This is a genomic window from Microbacterium pullorum (assembly GCF_014836535.1).
Lineage (GTDB): Bacteria > Actinomycetota > Actinomycetes > Actinomycetales > Microbacteriaceae > Microbacterium > Microbacterium pullorum.
The window spans coordinates 229703-247704 of the sequence record NZ_JACSQP010000004.1; the positions used below are offsets into that span (position 1 = coordinate 229703).

The 18002-nt window shown below is 69.7% G+C and carries 15 protein-coding genes; 9 read left to right on the plus strand and 6 right to left on the minus strand.

Annotated elements, in window-relative coordinates:
- Positions 1-48 precede the first annotated feature (48 nt).
- The 4 genes from H9651_RS08065 to H9651_RS08080 form a co-directional block, all read right to left on the minus strand.
- Positions 49-1473, minus strand: coding sequence for a glycoside hydrolase family 1 protein (locus H9651_RS08065; protein WP_191718776.1), 1425 nt, complete (start codon positions 1471-1473; stop codon positions 49-51).
- Positions 1474-1529: 56 nt separating this feature from the next.
- Positions 1530-3383 carry a beta-glucoside-specific PTS transporter subunit IIABC gene (locus H9651_RS08070; RefSeq protein ID WP_191718777.1) on the minus strand — a complete coding sequence of 618 codons (1854 nt, stop codon included), beginning with the start codon at positions 3381-3383 and terminating at the stop codon, positions 1530-1532.
- Positions 3384-3569: 186 nt separating this feature from the next.
- Positions 3570-4472, minus strand: coding sequence for a PRD domain-containing protein (locus H9651_RS08075; RefSeq protein ID WP_191718778.1), 903 nt, complete (start codon positions 4470-4472; stop codon positions 3570-3572).
- Between the two features lie 50 nt (positions 4473-4522).
- Complete coding sequence (locus H9651_RS08080) at positions 4523-4993, minus strand: GNAT family N-acetyltransferase (RefSeq protein ID WP_191718779.1); 471 nt, start codon at positions 4991-4993, stop codon at positions 4523-4525.
- 401 nt (positions 4994-5394) lie between these two features.
- Here H9651_RS08080 and rlmN point away from each other — a divergent pair, with 401 nt between their 5' ends.
- Genes rlmN through H9651_RS08095 form a run of 3 tightly spaced genes read left to right on the plus strand, consistent with a single transcriptional unit; the run spans position 5395 to position 8191 of the window.
- Complete coding sequence (gene rlmN / locus H9651_RS08085) at positions 5395-6639, plus strand: 23S rRNA (adenine(2503)-C(2))-methyltransferase RlmN (protein ID WP_191718780.1); 1245 nt, start codon at positions 5395-5397, stop codon at positions 6637-6639.
- A 56-nt stretch (positions 6640-6695) separates the two neighbouring features.
- Positions 6696-7709: an aldo/keto reductase family protein gene (locus H9651_RS08090; RefSeq protein ID WP_191718781.1), complete on the plus strand. Its 1014-nt coding sequence runs from the start codon at positions 6696-6698 to the stop codon at positions 7707-7709.
- Positions 7709-8191, plus strand: coding sequence for an NUDIX domain-containing protein (locus H9651_RS08095; RefSeq protein ID WP_191718782.1), 483 nt, complete (start codon positions 7709-7711; stop codon positions 8189-8191). The genes H9651_RS08090 and H9651_RS08095 overlap by 1 nt, the downstream gene beginning before the upstream one ends.
- A gap of 33 nt (positions 8192-8224) precedes the next feature.
- Here H9651_RS08095 and H9651_RS08100 read toward each other — a convergent pair whose 3' ends face one another.
- Positions 8225-9202 (minus strand): zinc-binding dehydrogenase, encoded by a 978-nt coding sequence (locus tag H9651_RS08100; RefSeq protein WP_191718783.1) that lies wholly within the window; start codon positions 9200-9202, stop codon positions 8225-8227.
- 170 nt (positions 9203-9372) lie between these two features.
- Here H9651_RS08100 and H9651_RS08105 point away from each other — a divergent pair, with 170 nt between their 5' ends.
- The 4 genes from H9651_RS08105 to H9651_RS08120 all read left to right on the plus strand — a co-directional run bounded on the left by H9651_RS08105 (position 9373) and on the right by H9651_RS08120 (position 13759).
- Positions 9373-10026 carry a GntR family transcriptional regulator gene (locus tag H9651_RS08105; protein ID WP_191718784.1) on the plus strand — a complete coding sequence of 218 codons (654 nt, stop codon included), beginning with the start codon at positions 9373-9375 and terminating at the stop codon, positions 10024-10026.
- Positions 10023-11549: an MmgE/PrpD family protein gene (locus tag H9651_RS08110; protein ID WP_191718785.1), complete on the plus strand. Its 1527-nt coding sequence runs from the start codon at positions 10023-10025 to the stop codon at positions 11547-11549. Before H9651_RS08105 ends, H9651_RS08110 begins: the two co-directional genes overlap by 4 nt.
- Before the next feature lie 115 nt (positions 11550-11664).
- Entirely contained in the window at positions 11665-12564 is a 900-nt protein-coding gene (prpB, locus tag H9651_RS08115) for a methylisocitrate lyase (RefSeq protein ID WP_191718786.1), read from the plus strand.
- Positions 12565-12571: 7 nt separating this feature from the next.
- Entirely contained in the window at positions 12572-13759 is a 1188-nt protein-coding gene (locus H9651_RS08120; protein ID WP_191718787.1) for a bifunctional 2-methylcitrate synthase/citrate synthase, read from the plus strand.
- On the opposite strand, the gene H9651_RS15035 is transcribed toward H9651_RS08120, so the two are convergent.
- Positions 13756-14511 carry an IclR family transcriptional regulator gene (locus tag H9651_RS15035; RefSeq protein WP_191718788.1) on the minus strand — a complete coding sequence of 252 codons (756 nt, stop codon included), beginning with the start codon at positions 14509-14511 and terminating at the stop codon, positions 13756-13758. The genes H9651_RS08120 and H9651_RS15035 overlap by 4 nt on opposite strands.
- 97 nt (positions 14512-14608) lie before the next feature.
- Between H9651_RS15035 and H9651_RS08130 the strand changes: the two genes are divergently transcribed.
- The gene (locus H9651_RS08130) at positions 14609-16795 is read left to right on the plus strand and encodes a malate synthase G (RefSeq protein ID WP_191718789.1); all 2187 of its coding nucleotides are present in this window, start codon (positions 14609-14611) and stop codon (positions 16793-16795) included.
- 264 nt (positions 16796-17059) lie between these two features.
- Positions 17060-17962 carry an Ltp family lipoprotein gene (locus H9651_RS08135; protein WP_191718790.1) on the plus strand — a complete coding sequence of 301 codons (903 nt, stop codon included), beginning with the start codon at positions 17060-17062 and terminating at the stop codon, positions 17960-17962.
- Positions 17963-18002: the final 40 nt, after the last annotated feature.

The window sequence follows — 18002 nt, forward strand, 5'->3', positions numbered from 1 at the left end:
TCCAGGATGCCGCACGGGCACCCTGGACACGATTCGGCGGCGAGACGCTCAGCGGCGCAGCGCGGCGCCGCGGGTGCGGATGACCTCGGCGTACCAGCCGAAGGACTTCTTACGGAAGCGCTCGAGGGTGCCGGAGCCGTCATCATTGCGATCGACGTAGATGAATCCGTAGCGCTTGCTCAGCTGTGCTGTCGACGCGCTCACGAGGTCGATGCAGCCCCACGACGTGTATCCCATCACCTCGACGCCGTCTTCGAGGGCCTCGCCCACCTGCACGAGGTGATCGTTGAGATAGGCGATGCGGTAGTCGTCGACGACCGTGCGGATCCCGTCGACCTCGACCAGTTCGTCCTTCGCGCCCAGGCCGTTCTCGACGATGAACAGCGGCTTCTGCCACCGGTCCCAGAACTGGTTCAGCGCGATGCGCAGGCCCACCGGGTCGATCTGCCAGCCCCACTCGGATGCACGCAGCTCCGGGTTGCGGACGCCGGGGAAGAGGTTGCCCTCGCCCGTGACGCGCTTGGACGCGTCGGCCGTCTCGCACACGCTCGCGTAGTAGCTGAACGAGACGAAGTCGACGGTGTTCTCGGCGAGGAGGCGACGGTCGTCCTCCGTGATGTCGAGCTCCACACCCTTCTCGCGGAGGCTGCGCAGGTAGTAGCCCGGGTACGCGCCGCGCACATGCACGTCGCCGAAGGCGAGGTTGGTGCGGTCGGTGGTGAGCGCCGCCATCACGTCGTCGGGGTTCGGCGTGAGCGGATAGACCGGCATCGCCAGGATCATGCAGCCGATCTGGGCGTTCGGGGCGAGCTCGCGGGCCACCTTGGTCGCGAGGGCGCTGGCGACCAGTTCGTGGTGCACCGCCTGGTAGAGGTCGGTGGGGGACAGTTCGTCCTTGGGGGTGTTGATCCCGCCGGACATGAACGGCGCGTGGATCACCGAGTTGATCTCGTTGAACGTGAGCCAGTACTTCACCCGCGACCCGTACCGGGCGAACAGCACCCGCACGTAGCGTTCGTAGAAGCCGATGAGGTCGCGGTTCACCCAGCCGTCGTACGCCTCGGCGAGGTGCAGCGGAGTCTCGTAGTGGGAGATGGTGACGAGGGGCTCGATGCCGTGCTTCTCGAGCTCGTCGAGCACGCGGTCGTAGAACGCCAGCCCGGCCTCATTCGGCTCCGCGTCGTCGCCGTTCGGGAAGATGCGGCTCCACGCGATCGAGAAGCGGTACGTGGAGTACCCCATCTCGGCGAACAGGGCGATGTCCTCCGCGTAGCGGTGGTAGAAGTCGATCGCCACCTGCTTGAGGTTGTCGTCGGTGGGGCCGGCCGTCCGCGGGGTGGTGATGCCGTGCGGCATGACGTCCTGGATGGACAGTCCCTTGCCGTCTTCGAGGTAGGCACCCTCGATCTGGTTCGCAGCGGTCGCGCCGCCCCAGAGGAAGCCGTCGGGGAATGCGGTCGTGGTGTTACTCATCTGAATCTCTTTCTGTGATTCCGGGGCGGGCCGCGTGGCGCCCCGCCCCGGAAGACTCACTTGGCGGCGAAGGCCGACTCGACGGCTCGGGCGAAGAACAGGGGCTCTCCGTGCGCGATCGGACCGGATGCCGCGTCGCCGACCTCGGGGTAGAGGTCGGGGTTGGTGATGATGACCGGTGTGGTCAGGTCGTAACCGGCCGCCTCGATCGCATCGCCGTCGAACTCGAGGAGGAGATCGCCCGCGGCGACCTGCTGACCCGACGTGACCTTCAGGCTGAAGTGCTGACCGCCGAGCTTGACCGTGTCGATGCCGATGTGGATCAGCAGCTCGGCTCCGTCGGCGTGACGCAGCCCGATGGCATGACCGGTCGGGAACGCGGCCACGACGACCGCGTCGAACGGTGCGTACACGGCGCCTGAGCGCGGCTTGATCGCGACGCCCTGGCCGAGCGAACCGTCGGCGAACGCGGCGTCCGGGGTCTCGCTCAGCGCGACGACGGTGCCGTCGATCGGGCTGAGCACGGCCACGTCGGTGCCTTCGGCGGGGATGACGGCCTCATCGACCGGGTCCTTGAAGCCCACGATGACCGTCAGGAGGAACGGCACGATGATCGCGGTGGCCATGCCGATCACGAGCATGATCATGCTGCCGTTGCCGAACAATGCCGGCAGTGCCAGTCCGGAGGGGACCACGAAGCTCGTCGAGAAGATGCCGCCCAGGGCCATGAGTGCGCCGCCCAGGACACCGCCGACGATGCCGAACGCGAACGGGCGCTTCAGCGGCAGGTTGATGCCGTAGATGGCGGGCTCGGTGATGCCGGCGAGGAAACCCGACAGCGTCGCGGGAGCGGCGAGGGACTTGAGGTTCTTGTTGCGCGTGCGCACCCAGACGCCGGCGACCGCAGCAGCCTGCGCCAGCACCGCAGCGAACACCGGGGCGATGAGCAGGATCTGGCCGGTCGTCTGGTACTCGAGCGAGAACAGCGGCACGAGACCCCAGTGCAGACCGAAGATGACGAAGACCTGCCACAGGCCACCCATGAGGGCGCCACCGGCCCAGGGCGCGTTGGTGAAGACCCAGCCGATGCCGTTGCCGATCCAGCCGCTGAGGACGGCCGAGATCGGGCCGATGACGACGAAGACGAGCGGGACGGCGATGAGCACGACGATCATCGGGGTGACGAAGCGGCGGATCGCGCCGGGCAGCACGCGGTAGAGGACCTTCTCGGCGTGGCTCTGCAGCCACACGATGATGATGATCGGGATGACGCTGGAGACGTAGGTCACCATCGTGAACGGGATGCCGAAGAACGTCAGGTCGGGCAGGCCCACCGACGCCGTGATGGTCGGGTATACGAGGGCGCCTGCGATCGCGAGCGACGTGAACTCGCTGGCCTTGAAGTAGCGGGCCGCGGTGATGGCGAGCGCGATCGGCAGGAAGTTGATGAAGGCATCCGACAGCGCGTTCAGCACGAGGTAGGTGCTGGTCGTGGCGTCGATCCAGCCGAACGTCACGGCTGCGGCGAGGAACGCCTTCAGCAGGCCGGTGCCGGCGAGCGCCCACAGCAGGGGGGTGAAGATCGCGGCGATCATCGCGATGAAGCGGTTGAACAGGTTGCCTCGGGGCGCATCCGTCGTCGCGGCGGTGGGCGCCGAGCCGCCGAACTTCGAGATCTTTCCGATCTCGGCGAACACCTCGGGCACGTCGTTGCCGATCACGACCTGGTACTGGCCGCCGGCCTGTGCGGTGGTGATCACGCCGGGCGTCGCCTTGATGGCGGCCGAGTCCGCTTTGGACTCGTCCTTGAGGACGAAGCGAAGCCGGGTGGCGCAATGCACGAGCGATTGCACGTTGTCTTCGCCGCCGACGCCTTTCAGGACGCCTGCCGCTGTCTTCGAGTGATCCACTGGACCTGCCCTCCTTCTGCCGCATCTGCGCGGCATCCCACACTGAGGAAGCCCATCCGGATCGCTTTCGGGCAACAAAAAAACCTGAACTCGTTCGTCGCCTGTTCGGCGACGTGAGTTCAGGTTTTGCCCGCTGGTGCGGTAACAATCCGAAGACTTCCGCAGGACGTCATTGCCCTGCGCTGGCTACGGTAGCACGCCGTTGTCGGTCGGGCCAACGGCGACCTGCTGGGCCAGGCGCTCGACATGCACGACCACGTAGAGGAGTTCCTCGTCGGTGAGATCGGACCCGGTCGCCTCCCGCACATAGTGCTTCACCTGCTCCGCGATGGCGTACGAGCGGGGGTAGCTGTGCTTGGCGAACTCGAAGAACGACGTGTCCGATCCGCGCAGCATCGAGCGTGACACCAGACGCTGCAGCAGGAACTGCACGTGCAGGATGAACCGGGCATAATCCGCGCTCTCCGCGTCCAGCCGCACCCCCAACCCCGTCTCCACGGTGGCCACGACATGCTGCACGCGGCGGAAGAGCAGGGCCGCGGTGCCGTTGGGCTCGTCGCGCGTGGCATTGAGCAGGTGCATCGTCAGGAACACCGCCTCCTCATCGGGAAGCGACGTGTTCAGCGCCGTGCTGATGGAGGTCGCCATGCGGACGGCCGCGGCGAACTCCTGGGGATGCAGCACGCGCAGTTCCGGCATGGACGTCGTCGGGATGCGCACGCCCATCGCGAGGCGCTCCAGCACGTACTGGATGTGATCGATGACCGCCACCGTCAACCGGCGACCGAGGTGGTGACCGAGCATGCGCTCTGCCTCGTCGACGGCGCGGGTGACGGCCTCGATGACGGGGTAGGGGACGTCGGCGAGGATCTGGCGCTCGCGCTCGCCGTCCGAGCCCCCGTCGAGCACGAACGTCTTCTCCACTTTGGTGACGTCCACGGTGTCGTGCGGCTTGAGCTGGAAGCCCAGTCCACGGCCCATCAGCACGCGCTCGGTACCGGCGGCATCCACGGTGATGACGACGTTGTTGTTGACCACTTTGTGGGCCACGATCGCCTTGGCAACCGCCGCGTTCGCGTCGATGGTCATGGCCAGAGTGTAGAGCGCTCGGCTGGGCGAGGCGGCTCCCCGGGCAGGAGTCAGTCCAGCTTCTTCTGCAGGAACACCTGATCGCTGCCGTCGCCGGGGACCCGTTCGGACTCGGTGTACCCCTCGCGCTGGTAGAGGCGCAGATTGGCCTCGCTGAGCGATCCGGTGAAGAGTTCGGCGAGGCGCGCGCCGGCATCCCGCCCGCGCTGTTCGACCGCCGCCAGCAGCGTCGTGCCGATGCCGCGGCCCTGCTGGTCGGGCGCGATCGCGATGCGGCCGATCAGCAGCAGGTCGCCGTCGTGCCGCGCGCGCACAGCGCCGACGATGCGCGCGCCGTCGAGGGCGACGCAGCCGAGGTTGTCCACGAGCTCGGCCTGCAGCTCCTCGAGCGTCTGGGTCAGCGGCGGCATGTCGGGATCGCCGTAGATGATCGCCTCGTTGACGAAGGCGGCACGCTGCAGGGTCAGCACCTCGCCGGCATCCTCGGGGCGGATGTCGCGGACCTCGATCTGCTCGCTCATCCCGCCACGGTATCCGCGCCCCGTGCCGCTCGAGTGGCGCTTGCGGTGGGCGCATCCGCGTCCTATCGTGCGGGCGCCCCGGGGCCTCACGCGGGTTGCGTCCCCGCCGCCCGCGCGCTGGCGCTGCTCCGGTGTCGCGAATGGCGGGTCACCCGGCCGCGGCACGGTGCGGATGCGACACTCGAGCAGCCCCGACCCGCGCGCGGCCGACCGGACCCGGCCGGGGCCCGACCCGCGCTCCTCCGGTGTCGCGAATGGCGGGTCACCCAGCCGCGGCACGGTGCGGATGCGACACTCGAGCGGCCCGGGCGCGGGCACCCGCGCCCGCGCGCCCCCGCCACCGCAACCCGCGCGCGCCAGGCGGCCAGCGCCTGCCCAGCACGCTCCCGTACCCTGGGAGCATGACCGAATCCTCCCCCGTGCGCGCCACCAAACCCCGGCAGGTCCGCCCGGCGACCGAGGGCTGGTCCCAGAAGAAGGATGCCGAGGGCCGCCCGCTGCTGCAGTTCGCCAGCCCGAAGCGCGGCAAGCCTCCCGTCCACCTGGCCGACCTCACCCCCGAGCAACGCGTCGAGAAGGTCAAGGAACTGGGTCTTCCCGGCTTCCGCGCCGCGCAGCTCGAGAAGCACTACTTCACGCACTTCACCTCCGACCCCGCCGACATGACCGACCTGCCCGCCGCCACCCGCGACGAGCTCGTCCACGGCATGCTGCCGTCGCTGCTGACCGAGGTGCGCCGCCTCGAGACCGACAAGGGCGACACGATCAAGTTCCTGTGGAAGCTGCACGACGGCGCCCTCGTCGAGTCGGTGCTCATGCGTTACCCCGGCCGCATCACGCTGTGCGTGTCGAGCCAGGCCGGCTGCGGCATGAACTGCCCGTTCTGCGCCACCGGCCAGGCCGGCCTCACCCGCAACATGTCGGCCGCCGAGATCATCGAGCAGGTCGTGCGCGCCAACCGTCTCATCGCCGAAGGTGGCCTCGGCGACCCCCGCAAGGTCGGCCATGAGGGCGAGCGCGTCACCAACATCGTCTTCATGGGCATGGGCGAGCCGCTCGCGAACTACGCCCGCGTCATGCAGGCCGTGCGCACGATGGTCGACAAGAAGCACGGCATCGGCATGAGCGCCCGCGGCATCACCGTCTCCACGGTGGGTCTCGTCCCCGCCATCCGCAAGCTCGCGAACGAGGACATCCCCGTCACCTTCGCGCTGTCGCTGCACGCCCCCGACGACCTGCTTCGCGACGAGCTCATCCCGGTGAACTCCCGCTGGAAGGTCGATGAGGCCCTGGATGCCGCACGCGAGTACTTCGACAAGACCGGCCGCCGCGTCTCGATCGAATACGCCCTCATCAAGGACATGAACGACCACGCGTGGCGCGCCGACCTGCTCGCCGAGAAGCTCAACGCGCGCGGCCGCGGCTGGGTGCACGTGAACCCGATCCCGCTGAACCCGACCCCGGGGTCGATCTGGACCTCCTCCGACAAGGACGTGCAGGACGAGTTCGTGCGTCGCCTCAACGACGCCGGCGTCCCCACGACCCTCCGTGACACCCGCGGCAAGGAGATCGACGGCGCCTGCGGTCAGCTCGTGGCCACCGAAGACGACGAGGTCGCCGCCGCCGGAGTCACCCCCGTCTCCTGACCTGGACGACTTCGGATGCCGGGCCCGCACCGCCGCAGCCGGGGTAGCGTTTGATCATGGTCAACTATCGCTACCTCGGCAACAGCGGCTTCAAAGTCTCGGAGATCACCTACGGCAACTGGATCACCCACGCGTCGCAGGTCGAGAACGAGGCCGCCATCGCCACCGTCCACAAGGCCCTCGACCTCGGCATCACGTCGTTCGACACCGCCGACACCTACGCCAACACCGCAGCCGAAGAGGTGCTCGGCGAGGCACTGAAGGGTCAGCCCCGCGAGTCGGTCGAGATCTTCACCAAGGTCTACTGGCCGATCGGCCGCAAGGGCCCGAACGACACTGGCCTCAGCCGCAAGCACATCTTCGACGGCATCCACGGGTCGCTCACGCGCCTGGGCGTCGACTACGTCGACCTGTACCAGGCGCACCGCTACGACTATGAGACCCCGCTCGAAGAGACGATGCAGGCCTTCGCCGACATCGTGCGCCAGGGCAAGGCGCTGTACATCGGCGTCTCGGAGTGGACGGCCGAGCAGCTGCGCGAGGGCCACGCGCTCGCGAAGGACCTCGGGGTGCAGCTCGTCTCCAACCAGCCCCAGTACTCCGCGCTCTGGCGCGTGATCGAGGGCAAGGTCGTGCCGGCATCCGAAGAGCTCGGCATCTCGCAGATCGTCTGGTCGCCGATGGCGCAGGGCGTGCTCAGCGGCAAGTACCTGCCCGGCCAGCCGCTGCCCGAGGGCTCGCGTGCGACCGACGACAAGAGCGGCGCCGCCTTCATCAAGCGCTTCATGAACGACGAGGTGCTCACGGCTGTGCAGAAGCTCAAGCCCGTCGCCGAGCAGGCCGGGCTCACCATGCCGCAGCTGGCGATCGCGTGGGTGCTGCAGAACCCCAACGTCGCCGCCGCGCTCGTGGGCGCGTCGCGTCCGCAGCAGCTCGAGGACACCGTCAAGGCCTCGGGGGTCACCCTCGACGCCGACACGATGACGGCCATCGACGAGGCGCTGTCGGGTGTGGCCGAGACCGACCCCCAGAACACGTACGAGGTGTCGCCGAAGTCCCGCCCGGCCTGATGCCCGTCCACAGCGCCGGCATCCTGCTCCACCGGCTCGGCGCCGCCGGGCCCGAGGTGCTGATCGCCCACATGGGCGGTCCGTTCTGGGCGAGCAAGGATGCCGGCGCGTGGTCGATCCCGAAGGGCGAGTACGACCCCGACGTCGAGTCGGCACTGGATGCCGCGCGGCGAGAGTTCCGTGAGGAGCTCGGGGTGGACCCGCCCGACGGGCCGTATGCCGAACTCGGCACCTACCCGTACTCGTCGGGCAAGCAAGTGACGGTGTTCGTCGCCGACGGCGCCGGGTTCACCGCATCGGCCGAGGATTTCGTCTTCGGGCAGTTCGAGATGCCGTGGCCGCCGCGCTCGGGCCGCACGCAGTCGTTCCCCGAAGTGGACCGGGTCGAGTGGATGCCGCTCGCCGACGCCCGCGCACGACTGGTGAAGGGCCAGCAGGCCGCCGTCGAGCGTCTCGCCGAGATGCTCGCCGACGCCGGCTGACCCATACGGAGCAGCCGGCGCCGACCATCGGCATCAGGGGTGCAGCAGCACCTTGCCCACGCGCCCGGCGGTCAGGCTCGCGCTGACGGCGTCGGAGATGTCGGCGAGCGCGAAGCTGTCCGACACCGGCAGGGTGAGCGCACCCGATGTCAGGTGGCGGGCCAGTTCGGCGAAGAGCTCGCCGCGCTTGCCGGCATCCATGGAGGCGCTGATCGAGCTGCCCCAGAAGCCCTTCACGGTGAGCCCGCGGAAGATGATGTCTCCGGAGGCGAGCTCCATCTTCGCTGCCTCCATCGCACCGAAGACCACGAGCGTGCCGCCGTCGCCGATGAGCGACAGCACCTGGCCGCTCGAGCGCCCGCCGACCGAGTCGACGCCGGCGACGATCGTCGCACCGCCGGTGATCGCCGCGACGCGGTCGCGCCAACCCTCCGACTCGACCGAGACGACCCGGTCGATGCCCTGCTCCGCGAGTTCGGCGACGCCGGCGTCGCGACGGACGAGCCCGAGCACGTTGATGCCCCGCGCGCGGCCGATCTGCGCCACCATGCGGCCGACGGCGCCGTTCGCGGCGTTCTGCACGATCCAGTCGCCCGGCTGCAGATCGAGGAAGTCGATCAGGCTGATGGCGCTGAACGGCATCGACACCAGCTGCGCGGCCTGCTCATCGGGCAGGCCCTCCGACACGGGGATGAGGCCACCGGCCCGCGCGACGAACTGCTCGGCCCACACCCCGAAGGTGCCGCCCGTCGCCACGCGCTGCCCGACCTCGAGGCCCTCGACCTCCGAGCCGAGCTCCTCGATGATCCCGACCGCCTCGGTCCCCGCGCGGGCGGGGAGGTCGGGGCGGAAGCCGTAGGTGCCGCGCACCGTCCACAGGTCGTGGTTGTGAATGGGCGAGAGCAGCATGCGCACCCGCGCCTCGCGCGGACCCGGCTGCGGCGGCTCCACTTCTCTCACGGTCAGTACCTCGGCCGGATCGCCGAACTGGTCGTGGATGAGTGCGCGCATGGGTTCTCCTCGCATCGTGTGCTGAAACCTCTATTCTCGTCGATGCCAGAGCGGTCGGGGCCGGATCGCACGTGCCGCCGACATGCCGGGCGCATTTCGTCTGTATACCCAATGGACTGCAGGCGTGGCTGCTCGCCCAGGATCGCGCCTTTATGTATACACTGGAGCGAATGGCTACCGACGGGGCGACGCAGCGACGCGCAGGCGAACGCGCCTACGCGACCCTGCTCGAGCAGATCCAGTCCGGAGCCCTCCCCGCCGGCACCGTGCTCGGCGAGGTGGAACAGGCCGCTCGCCTCGGCGTCAGTCGCACGCCGTTGCGCGAGGCGCTGCGTCGACTCGCCGCCGACGGGCTCGTCACGCAGCAGTCTGCGCGCGTCACGGTGGTCACCGACGTCGAGCCCGACGACATCCGCGCCCTCTTCGCCTTGCGCCGCGCTCTCGAGGAGATGGCCGCCCGGTTGGCCGCGGCCGGCGGCGCCCGCACAGTGTTCGCCGACCTCGCCGCCGAGTTCGCCGCCGCTGAGCCGGGCGGTGACGCCGACGCCTACTACGCGCTCATCGCGCGTTTCGATGCGGCGCTCGACTCCGCGGTCGCCAACGAGTACCTCGCCTCGTCGCTGCGGATGGTGCGCACCCACCTCGTGCGGGTCCGCCGCCTCGCCCGCGACAACCCCCAGCGCCTCACGGCATCCGTCGCCGAGCACCGTCTCATCGCCGCCGCGATCGCCGCCGGCGACGCCGAGCTCGCCGCACACGCCACCCATGTCCACCTGCACAACGCATTGATGTCGATCCTCGAGTCCCTGGAGGCCCACCCATGACCGTCACCCACCACCTGCGTGTCCACCGCAGCGACGAAGAACTCGCCCGCGAGGGTCAGCTCGCCTGGCACATCGCCGAGATCGCCACCGACTCCGTCGCCGTCGAACCCGAGGTCGTCGACATGATCATCAACCGGGTGATCGACAACGCCGCCGTCGCTGCGGCATCGCTCACCCGCGCCCCCGTCAGCGCCGCACGCCAGCAGGCGCTCGACCACGCCGTGTCGGTCGGTGGCGCCGGCGCCACCGTGTTCGGCTGCGCCCTCGAGCGCCGCACCAGCCCGGAGTGGGCAGCGTGGGCCAACGGCGTGGCGGTGCGCGAGCTCGACTACCACGACACCTTCCTCGCGGCGGACTACTCCCACCCGGGTGACAACATCCCGCCGATCCTCGCCGTCGCCCAGCACGTCGGCTCCGACGGCCAGGCGCTGGTGCGCGGCATCGCCACCGGCTACGAGATCCAGATCGACCTGGTGCGGGCCATCTGCCTGCACAAGCACAAGATCGACCACGTTGCCCACCTCGGCCCCTCGGCCGCCGCCGGCATCGGCACGCTGCTCGGGCTTTCGACCGAGACGATCTACCAGGCCGTCGGTCAGGCGCTGCACACCACCACCGCCACCCGCCAGTCGCGCAAGGGCGAGATCTCCACCTGGAAGGCGCACGCCCCCGCCTTCGCCGGCAAGATGGCCGTCGAAGCGGTCGACCGCGCCATGCGCGGCGAGACGTCGCCCTCGCCCATCTACGAAGGCGAAGACGGCGTCGTGGCCTGGATGCTGGACGGTCCCGAAGCCTCGTACGACGTGCCGCTGCCCGCCGCGGGCGAGCCGAAGCGCGCCATCCTCGACTCGTACACGAAGGAGCACTCCGCCGAGTACCAGGCGCAGGCGTGGATCGACCTGGCCCGGAAGCTCCACGGCGAGCACCCCGAGGCGGCCGACCCGGACAACGTCGACTCGATCGTGCTGCACACGTCCCACCACACCCACTACGTGATCGGGTCGGGCGCGAACGACCCGCAGAAGTACGACCCCACGGCATCCCGTGAGACGCTCGACCACTCGATCCCGTACATCTTCGCCGTCGCGCTGCAGGACGGTGGGTGGCACCACGTCGACTCGTACGCCCCCGAGCGGGCCGCCCGCGAGGACACCGTCGCGCTGTGGCACAAGATCACGACGGCCGAGGATGCCGAGTGGACGCGGCGCTACCACTCCGACGACCCCGCCGAGAAGGCGTTCGGCGGCCGGGTGGAGATCCGCCTCACCGACGGCACCGTCATCGAGGAGGAGATCGCCGTCGCCGACGCGCACCCCCTCGGCGCCCGCCCGTTCGCCCGCGAGGACTACATCCGCAAGTTCCGGCTGCTGGCCGAGCCCGTGCTCGAGCCCGCCGAGATCGAGCGGTTCCTCGACCTCGCCCAGCGCCTGCCCGACCTCACCGCCGACGAGGTGCGGCAGCTCTCGATCGTCGCGAAGCCCGGCCTGCTGCTGGCGGCGCCCGCACCCAAGGGGCTGTTCTGACCATGACGCCGCGCACAACGTCGCTGATCCGGTGCCAGAACGGGCCCTGCGCGGTTCCGCGCGCCCTTCGCGCCCTGGAATGGCGACGTTGTGCACGCCCGAGAGGAGACCACTGATGCTGTACTCGACCGTCACCCCCGCTGAGAAGCGGCGGCTGCTGCGCGAACGCCTCGCCACGGGCGACCTGCTGCGCTTTCCGGGCGCGTTCAACCCGCTGTCGGCGCGACTCATCCAGCAGAAGGGGTTCGAGGGCGTCTACATCTCGGGCGCGGTCCTCTCGGCCGATCTCGGCCTGCCCGACATCGGGCTGACGACCCTCACCGAGGTCGCCGGGCGCGGGCAGCAGATCGCCCGCATGACCGACTTGCCGGCGATCATCGACGCCGACACCGGCTTCGGTGAGCCGATGAACGTCGCCCGCACGATCCAGACCCTCGAGGATGCCGGCATCGCCGGAGCCCACATCGAGGATCAGGTGAACCCCAAGCGGTGCGGCCACCTCGACGGCAAGGCCGTCGTCGACCAGGGAACCGCGATCAAGCGCATCCGCGCGGCCGCCGATGCCCGCCGCGACCCGAACTTCCTCCTCATGGCCCGCACCGACATCCGCGCCGTCGACGGGCTGGATGCCGCCATCGACCGGGCCCGCGCCCTCGTCGACGCGGGAGCCGACGCCATCTTCCCCGAGGCGATGCGCACCCTCGAGGAGTTCGCCGCGGTGCGGGCGGCCGTGGACGTGCCGATCCTGGCGAACATGACCGAGTTCGGCAAGAGCGACCTGTTCTCGGTCGATCAGCTGCGCGACGTCGGCGTCAACATCGTCATCTGGCCGGTGTCGCTGCTGCGCATCGCGATGGGCGCGGCCGGCCGGGCGCTGGATACGCTGACCGACGAGGGGCACCTCACCGGCAGGCTGGGGGAGATGCAGCACCGCGCCGACCTGTACGACCTGCTCGACTACGAGGCGTACAACCACTTCGACACCACCGTCTTCAACTTCGAGATCGAGAAATGAGCGTGCGATGACCACCGACATCAAGAAGGGCCTGGCGGGCGTCTTCGCCGACGTGACCGCGATCTCCAAGGTTGACCCCGAGATCAACAGCCTCGTGTACCGCGGCTACCCGGTGCAGGAGCTCGCGGCGACCCAGCCGTTCGAGGCAGTGGCCTATCTGCTCTGGAACGGCGAGCTGCCCACCGACGAGCAGCTCGCCGAGCTGCGGGCGATCGAGCACGCGAACCGGGCGCTGTCGCCCGCGGTGAAGGACCTCATCGACGCGATGCCGGTCGATTCCCACCCCATGGACGAGGTGCGCACCGTCGTCAGCCTGCTCGGGGCGATCGACACCGCCGGCATCGACAACGTGCTCGACGCGGTCGGCACGCCGGCGGAGAACCTCGACCGCAGCATCCGCCTGTTCGCCGCGCTGCCGGCTGTGATCGCCTACGGGCAGCGCCGCCGCCACGGCGACGAGCTCATCGAGCCGCGCGACGACCTCGACTACGCCGCCAACTTCCTGTGGATGACCTTCGGCGAAGAAGCCGACCCGGCCGTCGTCGACGCGTTCAACCGGTCGATGGTGCTCTACGCCGAGCACTCCTTCAACGCGTCGACGTTCACGGCGCGGGTCATCGCGTCGACCCTCAGTGACCTGTATTCGGCGGTCGTCGGTGCCATCGGCGCGCTCAAGGGCCCGCTGCACGGCGGCGCGAACGAGGCCGTGCTGCACGTGTTCACCGAGATCGGCTCGGCCGAGAATGTCGGGGCGTGGCTCGACGAGGCACTCGCCGCCAAGCGCAAGATCATGGGCTTCGGGCACCGCGTCTACAAGCGCGGCGACTCCCGGGTGCCGACGATGAAGGCGGCGCTGGACACGCTCGTCGCGCACTACGACCGGCCCGACGTGGCGGAGCTCTACGACACGCTCGAGTCGGAGTTCGTCGCACGCAAGGGCATCTACCCGAACCTCGACTACCCCTCGGGCCCTGCCTACAGTCTGATGGGGTTCGACACGCTCACCTTCACGCCGTTGTTCATCGCCGCCCGCGTCACCGGCTGGACGGCGCACATCATGGAGCAGCAGGCGTCCAACGCCCTCATCCGTCCGCTGTCGGCCTACGACGGGCCCGACGAACGTCACATCGACGGCTACGTGCCGGATGCCGCCGACGTCGAGGCGCTGCAACGTCCCGAAGAGGCCGCCGACTAGCCCGGCACGGCGCGCTGCAGCGTGGCGACCGCCTCGTGCAGCGCCTGCACCACGACGGGGGCGGATTCGAGCGTCACGCGCACCTCGGGGCCCGAGACCGACACCGCCGCCGGCAGTGCCATGCCCGGCACCGCGACGGCGAAGCAGCGCACGCCGACCTCCTGCTCGCCCTCGTCGACGGCGTAGCCGCGTGAGCGGATGCGGCTCAGCTCGGCGAGCAGGTCGTCTTCGGTGCGCAGGGTGGTGTCGGTGAACCCCGGCATGCCGGTGCGGCGCGCGAGCGCGAGCGCATCGGCGTCGGGCAGCTGCGCGAGCAGTGCCTTGCCCACGCCGGTCGCGTGGGGGAAGACGCGGCGGCCGACCTCGGTGAACATGCGCATCTGGTGCTTCGAGGGGGACTGCGCGATGTAGGTGGCCATGTCGCCGTCGAGCACGGCGAGGTTCGCGCTCTCCTGGGTCGCGGCGCTGAGCGCGACGAGGGCGGGCTTCGCCCAACCCGACAGTCGCCGCGTGGCCGCCTCGCCGAGCCGGATGAGACCGGGGCCGAGGCTGTAGCGCCGCGAGGGCAGCTGCATGACGTAGCCGCGGGCGGCGAGGGTGCGCAGGATGCGGTGCACCGTGGGCGGCGGCAGCGACAGCGCGGCGGCGATCTCGCCGACCCCGGCCTCGCCGCCGAGCGCCGCCAGGGTCTCGAGCAGATCGAGCGTGCGCACGACCGACTGCACGCCCGGCGTGGGGATGTTCTCCGTCACGAGTCGGCTCCTATTCCGTAGAGTGGAATAAGCATTCCACGAGGCGGATCAGAGCTGGTACTTTCGACGACATTCCCGGACGAGAGGCAGAGCCGCCATGCACGCCACGCACACCGCTCGACAGCAGCGCGCCGACCTGAGCGTCGCGACCCCGCTCCTCTCCTTCGCGGAGCAGGCCCTGGCTGAGCAGGGGAGGGATGCCGCCGAGTTCTGGCGCGGCGTGAGCGCACTGCTGCGCGACCTCACCCCCCGCAACCGCGAGCTGCTCGCCGAGCGCGACCGGCTGCAGGCCCAGATCGACGACTACCACCGGGCGAACCCGGGGCAGCCCGACCCGGCCGACTACCGCGCGTTCCTCGAGGACATCGGGTACCTGCAGGAGCAGCCCGGTCCCTTCCGCATCCGCACCGAGAACGTCGACGCCGAGATCGCGACCCTCGCCGGCCCGCAGCTCGTGGTGCCGCTGCTGAACGCGCGCTTCGCCGTCAACGCCGCGAACGCCCGCTGGGGGTCGCTGTACGACGCGCTCTACGGCACCGATGCCATCGCCGAGGCGGGCGAGCTGGCTCCCGGCGCGGCGTACAACCCGCAGCGCGGCGCCGCCGTCATCGCCTACGGTCGCCGCCTGCTCGACGAGGTCGCACCCCTCACCCGGGGCTCGCACGCCGACGCGGAGTCCTACCGCGTCGAGGGCGGCCGCCTGCTGGTGACCGTGGCGGGGCAGGACGTCGAACTGCGGGATGCCGACGTCTTCGCCGGCTACACCGGCGACGCCTCGGAGCCGGCATCGGTGCTGCTGCGCCACCACGGCCTGCACCTCGATGTGCTGATCGATCGGGCCGGCCGCATCGGCACGGCCGACCCCGCGGGCATCGACGACATCGTCGTGGAATCGGCGATCACGACGATCATGGACCTCGAGGACTCCGTCGCCGCGGTGGATGCCGACGACAAGGCGCTCGGGTACCGCAACTGGCAGGGGCTGGTGACCGGCACGCTCACCGCCGAGCTCGTCAAGAACGGGCAGGCGTTCACCCGCCGCATGAACGACGACCGCCGCTACACCGCGCCGGACGGAGCGGAGTTCGCCCTCCCCGGCCGGTCGCTGCTGCTGGTGCGCAACGTGGGGCACCTGATGACGACGGACGCCATCACGGATGCCGCGGGCGAGCCGGTGCCCGAAGGCATGCTCGATGCGATCATGACCGCCGTCGGGGCCCTCCGCGACCTGCGCGGCGACCGGGCGGGCACCAACTCCCGCACCGGGTCGCTGTACATCGTGAAGCCGAAGATGCACGGGCCGGCCGAGGTCGCCTTCACCGTGGACCTGTTCTCCCGCGTCGAGCAGCTGCTCGGGCTGCCCGAGGACACCCTCAAGGTCGGCATCATGGATGAGGAGCGGCGCACCACCCTCAACCTGCGCGCGGCGATCGCCGAGGCGGCCGATCGCATCGTCTTCATCAACACCGGTTTCCTCGACCGCACCGGCGACGAGATCCACACCTCGCTGCACGCCGGTCCCGTGGTGCCGAAGGCCGCCATCAAGGCCCAGCCGTTCCTCGGCGCGTATGAAGACGCCAACGTGGATGCCGGACTCGGCGCCGGATTCCTCGGTCGCGCCCAGATCGGCAAGGGGATGTGGGCGATGCCCGACCTCATGCACGACATGCTCGAGCAGAAGATCGCGCAGGTGCGCTCGGGCGCCACGACCGCGTGGGTGCCCTCGCCCACCGCGGCGACGCTGCATGCCCTGCACTACCACCAGGTCGACGTCGCCGAAGTGCAGCGCACCGTCGCCGAGCGGCCGCCCCGCGGCATCGACGACATCCTGATCCCGCCGCTGCAGGCCGAGCCGCTCGAGCGCGAGACGGTGCTGGCCGAGGTCGACAACAACGTGCAGTCGATCCTCGGATACGTGGTGCGGTGGGTGGATCAGGGTGTCGGCTGCTCGAAGGTGCCCGACATCAACGGCATCGCGCTCATGGAGGACCGGGCGACGCTCCGGATCTCCAGCCAGCTGCTGGCGAACTGGTTGGCACACGGCGTGATCGACACCGACGACGTGGACCGCAGCCTGGAGAAGCTCGCGGCGGTGGTCGACGCGCAGAACGCCGGCGACCCCGACTACGAGCCGCTGCTCGATGCCGGGGGGCGCGGCCACGGCATCGCCTTCGAGTCCGCCCGCCGCCTCATCGTCGAGGGCGCCGCGCAGCCGAACGGCTACACCGAGCCGATCCTGCACGAGATGCGCCGCCGCAAGAAGGCCGAGCTCGCCGCCGAGTGAGTATTCGCGCCCGCGAGTGAGTATTCGCGCTCGTGAGTGAGTATTCGCGCTCGTGAGTGCGGCCAGGCGACTGCGCGCTCGCCTGGCGAGCCGCAGGAAGCGCGCTGAAGAGCTCGTCGGGCCCCTCGGGTGCGTCGCCGTCGAACGGGTCTCAGCACTGCGTACACCCCAATGTCGGAGGTCTGGTGTGTCCTGTACTACTGGCCATCGGCCGGTGGCGCGCACCTGGGGGTTCGCGCCTCGCACGACCAGAAAGTCTTCGTCATGTCCGAGAACAGCAACAACACCGATTCCACCGCCGACGTTCCGGTCACACAGCCGCCCGCCGGCTGGTACCCCGACCCGCAGAACCCGCAGGGCAGGCGGTACTGGGACGGCGCAGCGTGGACCGAGCACGCGTCCGTGCGCGACGCGTCCGGCGCGCTGGTGAGCCCGCCCGCCGCGCCCGAAGCGGCGATTCCCACGCACGGTGCAGTGGCCGTCACGGTGAAGCGGGGACTTCCGAAGCTGAAGTGGTGGCAGTGGGGCCTCGTCGCGCTCGCGGTTCTGACACTGATCAGCATCATCGCCAACGGGATCACGGGCAGCAGCGCATCGAGCGACGCCTTGCCGTCGGAGAAGCCGGTGGCGGCCGTTGACGAGACCGCGGATCCGGCCGTCGCAGAAGAGGTGGAAGACACCACCGTCGCCGTGCCGGATGTCGTCGGAAAGACGGTGGCGGACGCTCGTGCGGCTGTCGATTCGGCCGGGTTCGTCTTCGTGCCGGATGCCGGTGTGGGCGAGGACTGGGTGGTCCGCTCCCAGGGGCCGGTCGGTTCTCGGAAGGTGGAGCCGGGTACCGAGGTGACGGTGACCGCCGAGGCACCCAAGCCTGTGTACACGCTGGCTCAGCAGAATGCGATCGGTATGGCGCAGTCGTACCTGTCCTACTCCGGCTTCTCCCGCACGGGTCTCATCGGTCAGCTGGAGTACGAGGGCTTTTCCACGGAGGACGCCGCTTTCGGCGCTGACAACGCCGGAGCCGATTGGAACGCCGAGGCGGCGGAGACGGCGGCGAGCTACCTGGAGTACTCCTCGTTCTCCCGGCAGTCGCTCTACGACCAGCTCGCCTACGAGGGATTCACCGACGCCGAGATCCAGTTCGGTCTCGCAGCAGTGGGTTACTGACGGTCACAGGAGGTGGGGGCTGTCACCGCGGTGACAGCCC

Bases quoted from the DNA above. Each gene is read 5' to 3' on its own strand.
- H9651_RS08110 (WP_191718785.1), top strand. From the start codon at position 10,023: ATGACCGTCACCCACCACCTGCGTGTCCACCGCAGCGACGAAGAACTC.
- H9651_RS08065 (WP_191718776.1), bottom strand. From the start codon at position 1,473: ATGAGTAACACCACGACCGCATTCCCCGACGGCTTCCTCTGGGGCGGC.
- prpB (WP_191718786.1), top strand. From the start codon at position 11,665: ATGCTGTACTCGACCGTCACCCCCGCTGAGAAGCGGCGGCTGCTGCGC.
- H9651_RS08075 (WP_191718778.1), bottom strand. From the start codon at position 4,472: ATGACCATCGACGCGAACGCGGCGGTTGCCAAGGCGATCGTGGCCCAC.
- H9651_RS08135 (WP_191718790.1), top strand. From the start codon at position 17,060: ATGTCCGAGAACAGCAACAACACCGATTCCACCGCCGACGTTCCGGTC.
- H9651_RS08095 (WP_191718782.1), top strand. From the start codon at position 7,709: ATGCCCGTCCACAGCGCCGGCATCCTGCTCCACCGGCTCGGCGCCGCC.
- H9651_RS08100 (WP_191718783.1), bottom strand. From the start codon at position 9,202: ATGCGCGCACTCATCCACGACCAGTTCGGCGATCCGGCCGAGGTACTG.
- rlmN (WP_191718780.1), top strand. From the start codon at position 5,395: ATGACCGAATCCTCCCCCGTGCGCGCCACCAAACCCCGGCAGGTCCGC.
- H9651_RS08105 (WP_191718784.1), top strand. From the start codon at position 9,373: ATGGCTACCGACGGGGCGACGCAGCGACGCGCAGGCGAACGCGCCTAC.
- H9651_RS08130 (WP_191718789.1), top strand. From the start codon at position 14,609: ATGCACGCCACGCACACCGCTCGACAGCAGCGCGCCGACCTGAGCGTC.
- H9651_RS08120 (WP_191718787.1), top strand. From the start codon at position 12,572: ATGACCACCGACATCAAGAAGGGCCTGGCGGGCGTCTTCGCCGACGTG.
- H9651_RS08090 (WP_191718781.1), top strand. From the start codon at position 6,696: ATGGTCAACTATCGCTACCTCGGCAACAGCGGCTTCAAAGTCTCGGAG.
- H9651_RS08080 (WP_191718779.1), bottom strand. From the start codon at position 4,993: ATGAGCGAGCAGATCGAGGTCCGCGACATCCGCCCCGAGGATGCCGGC.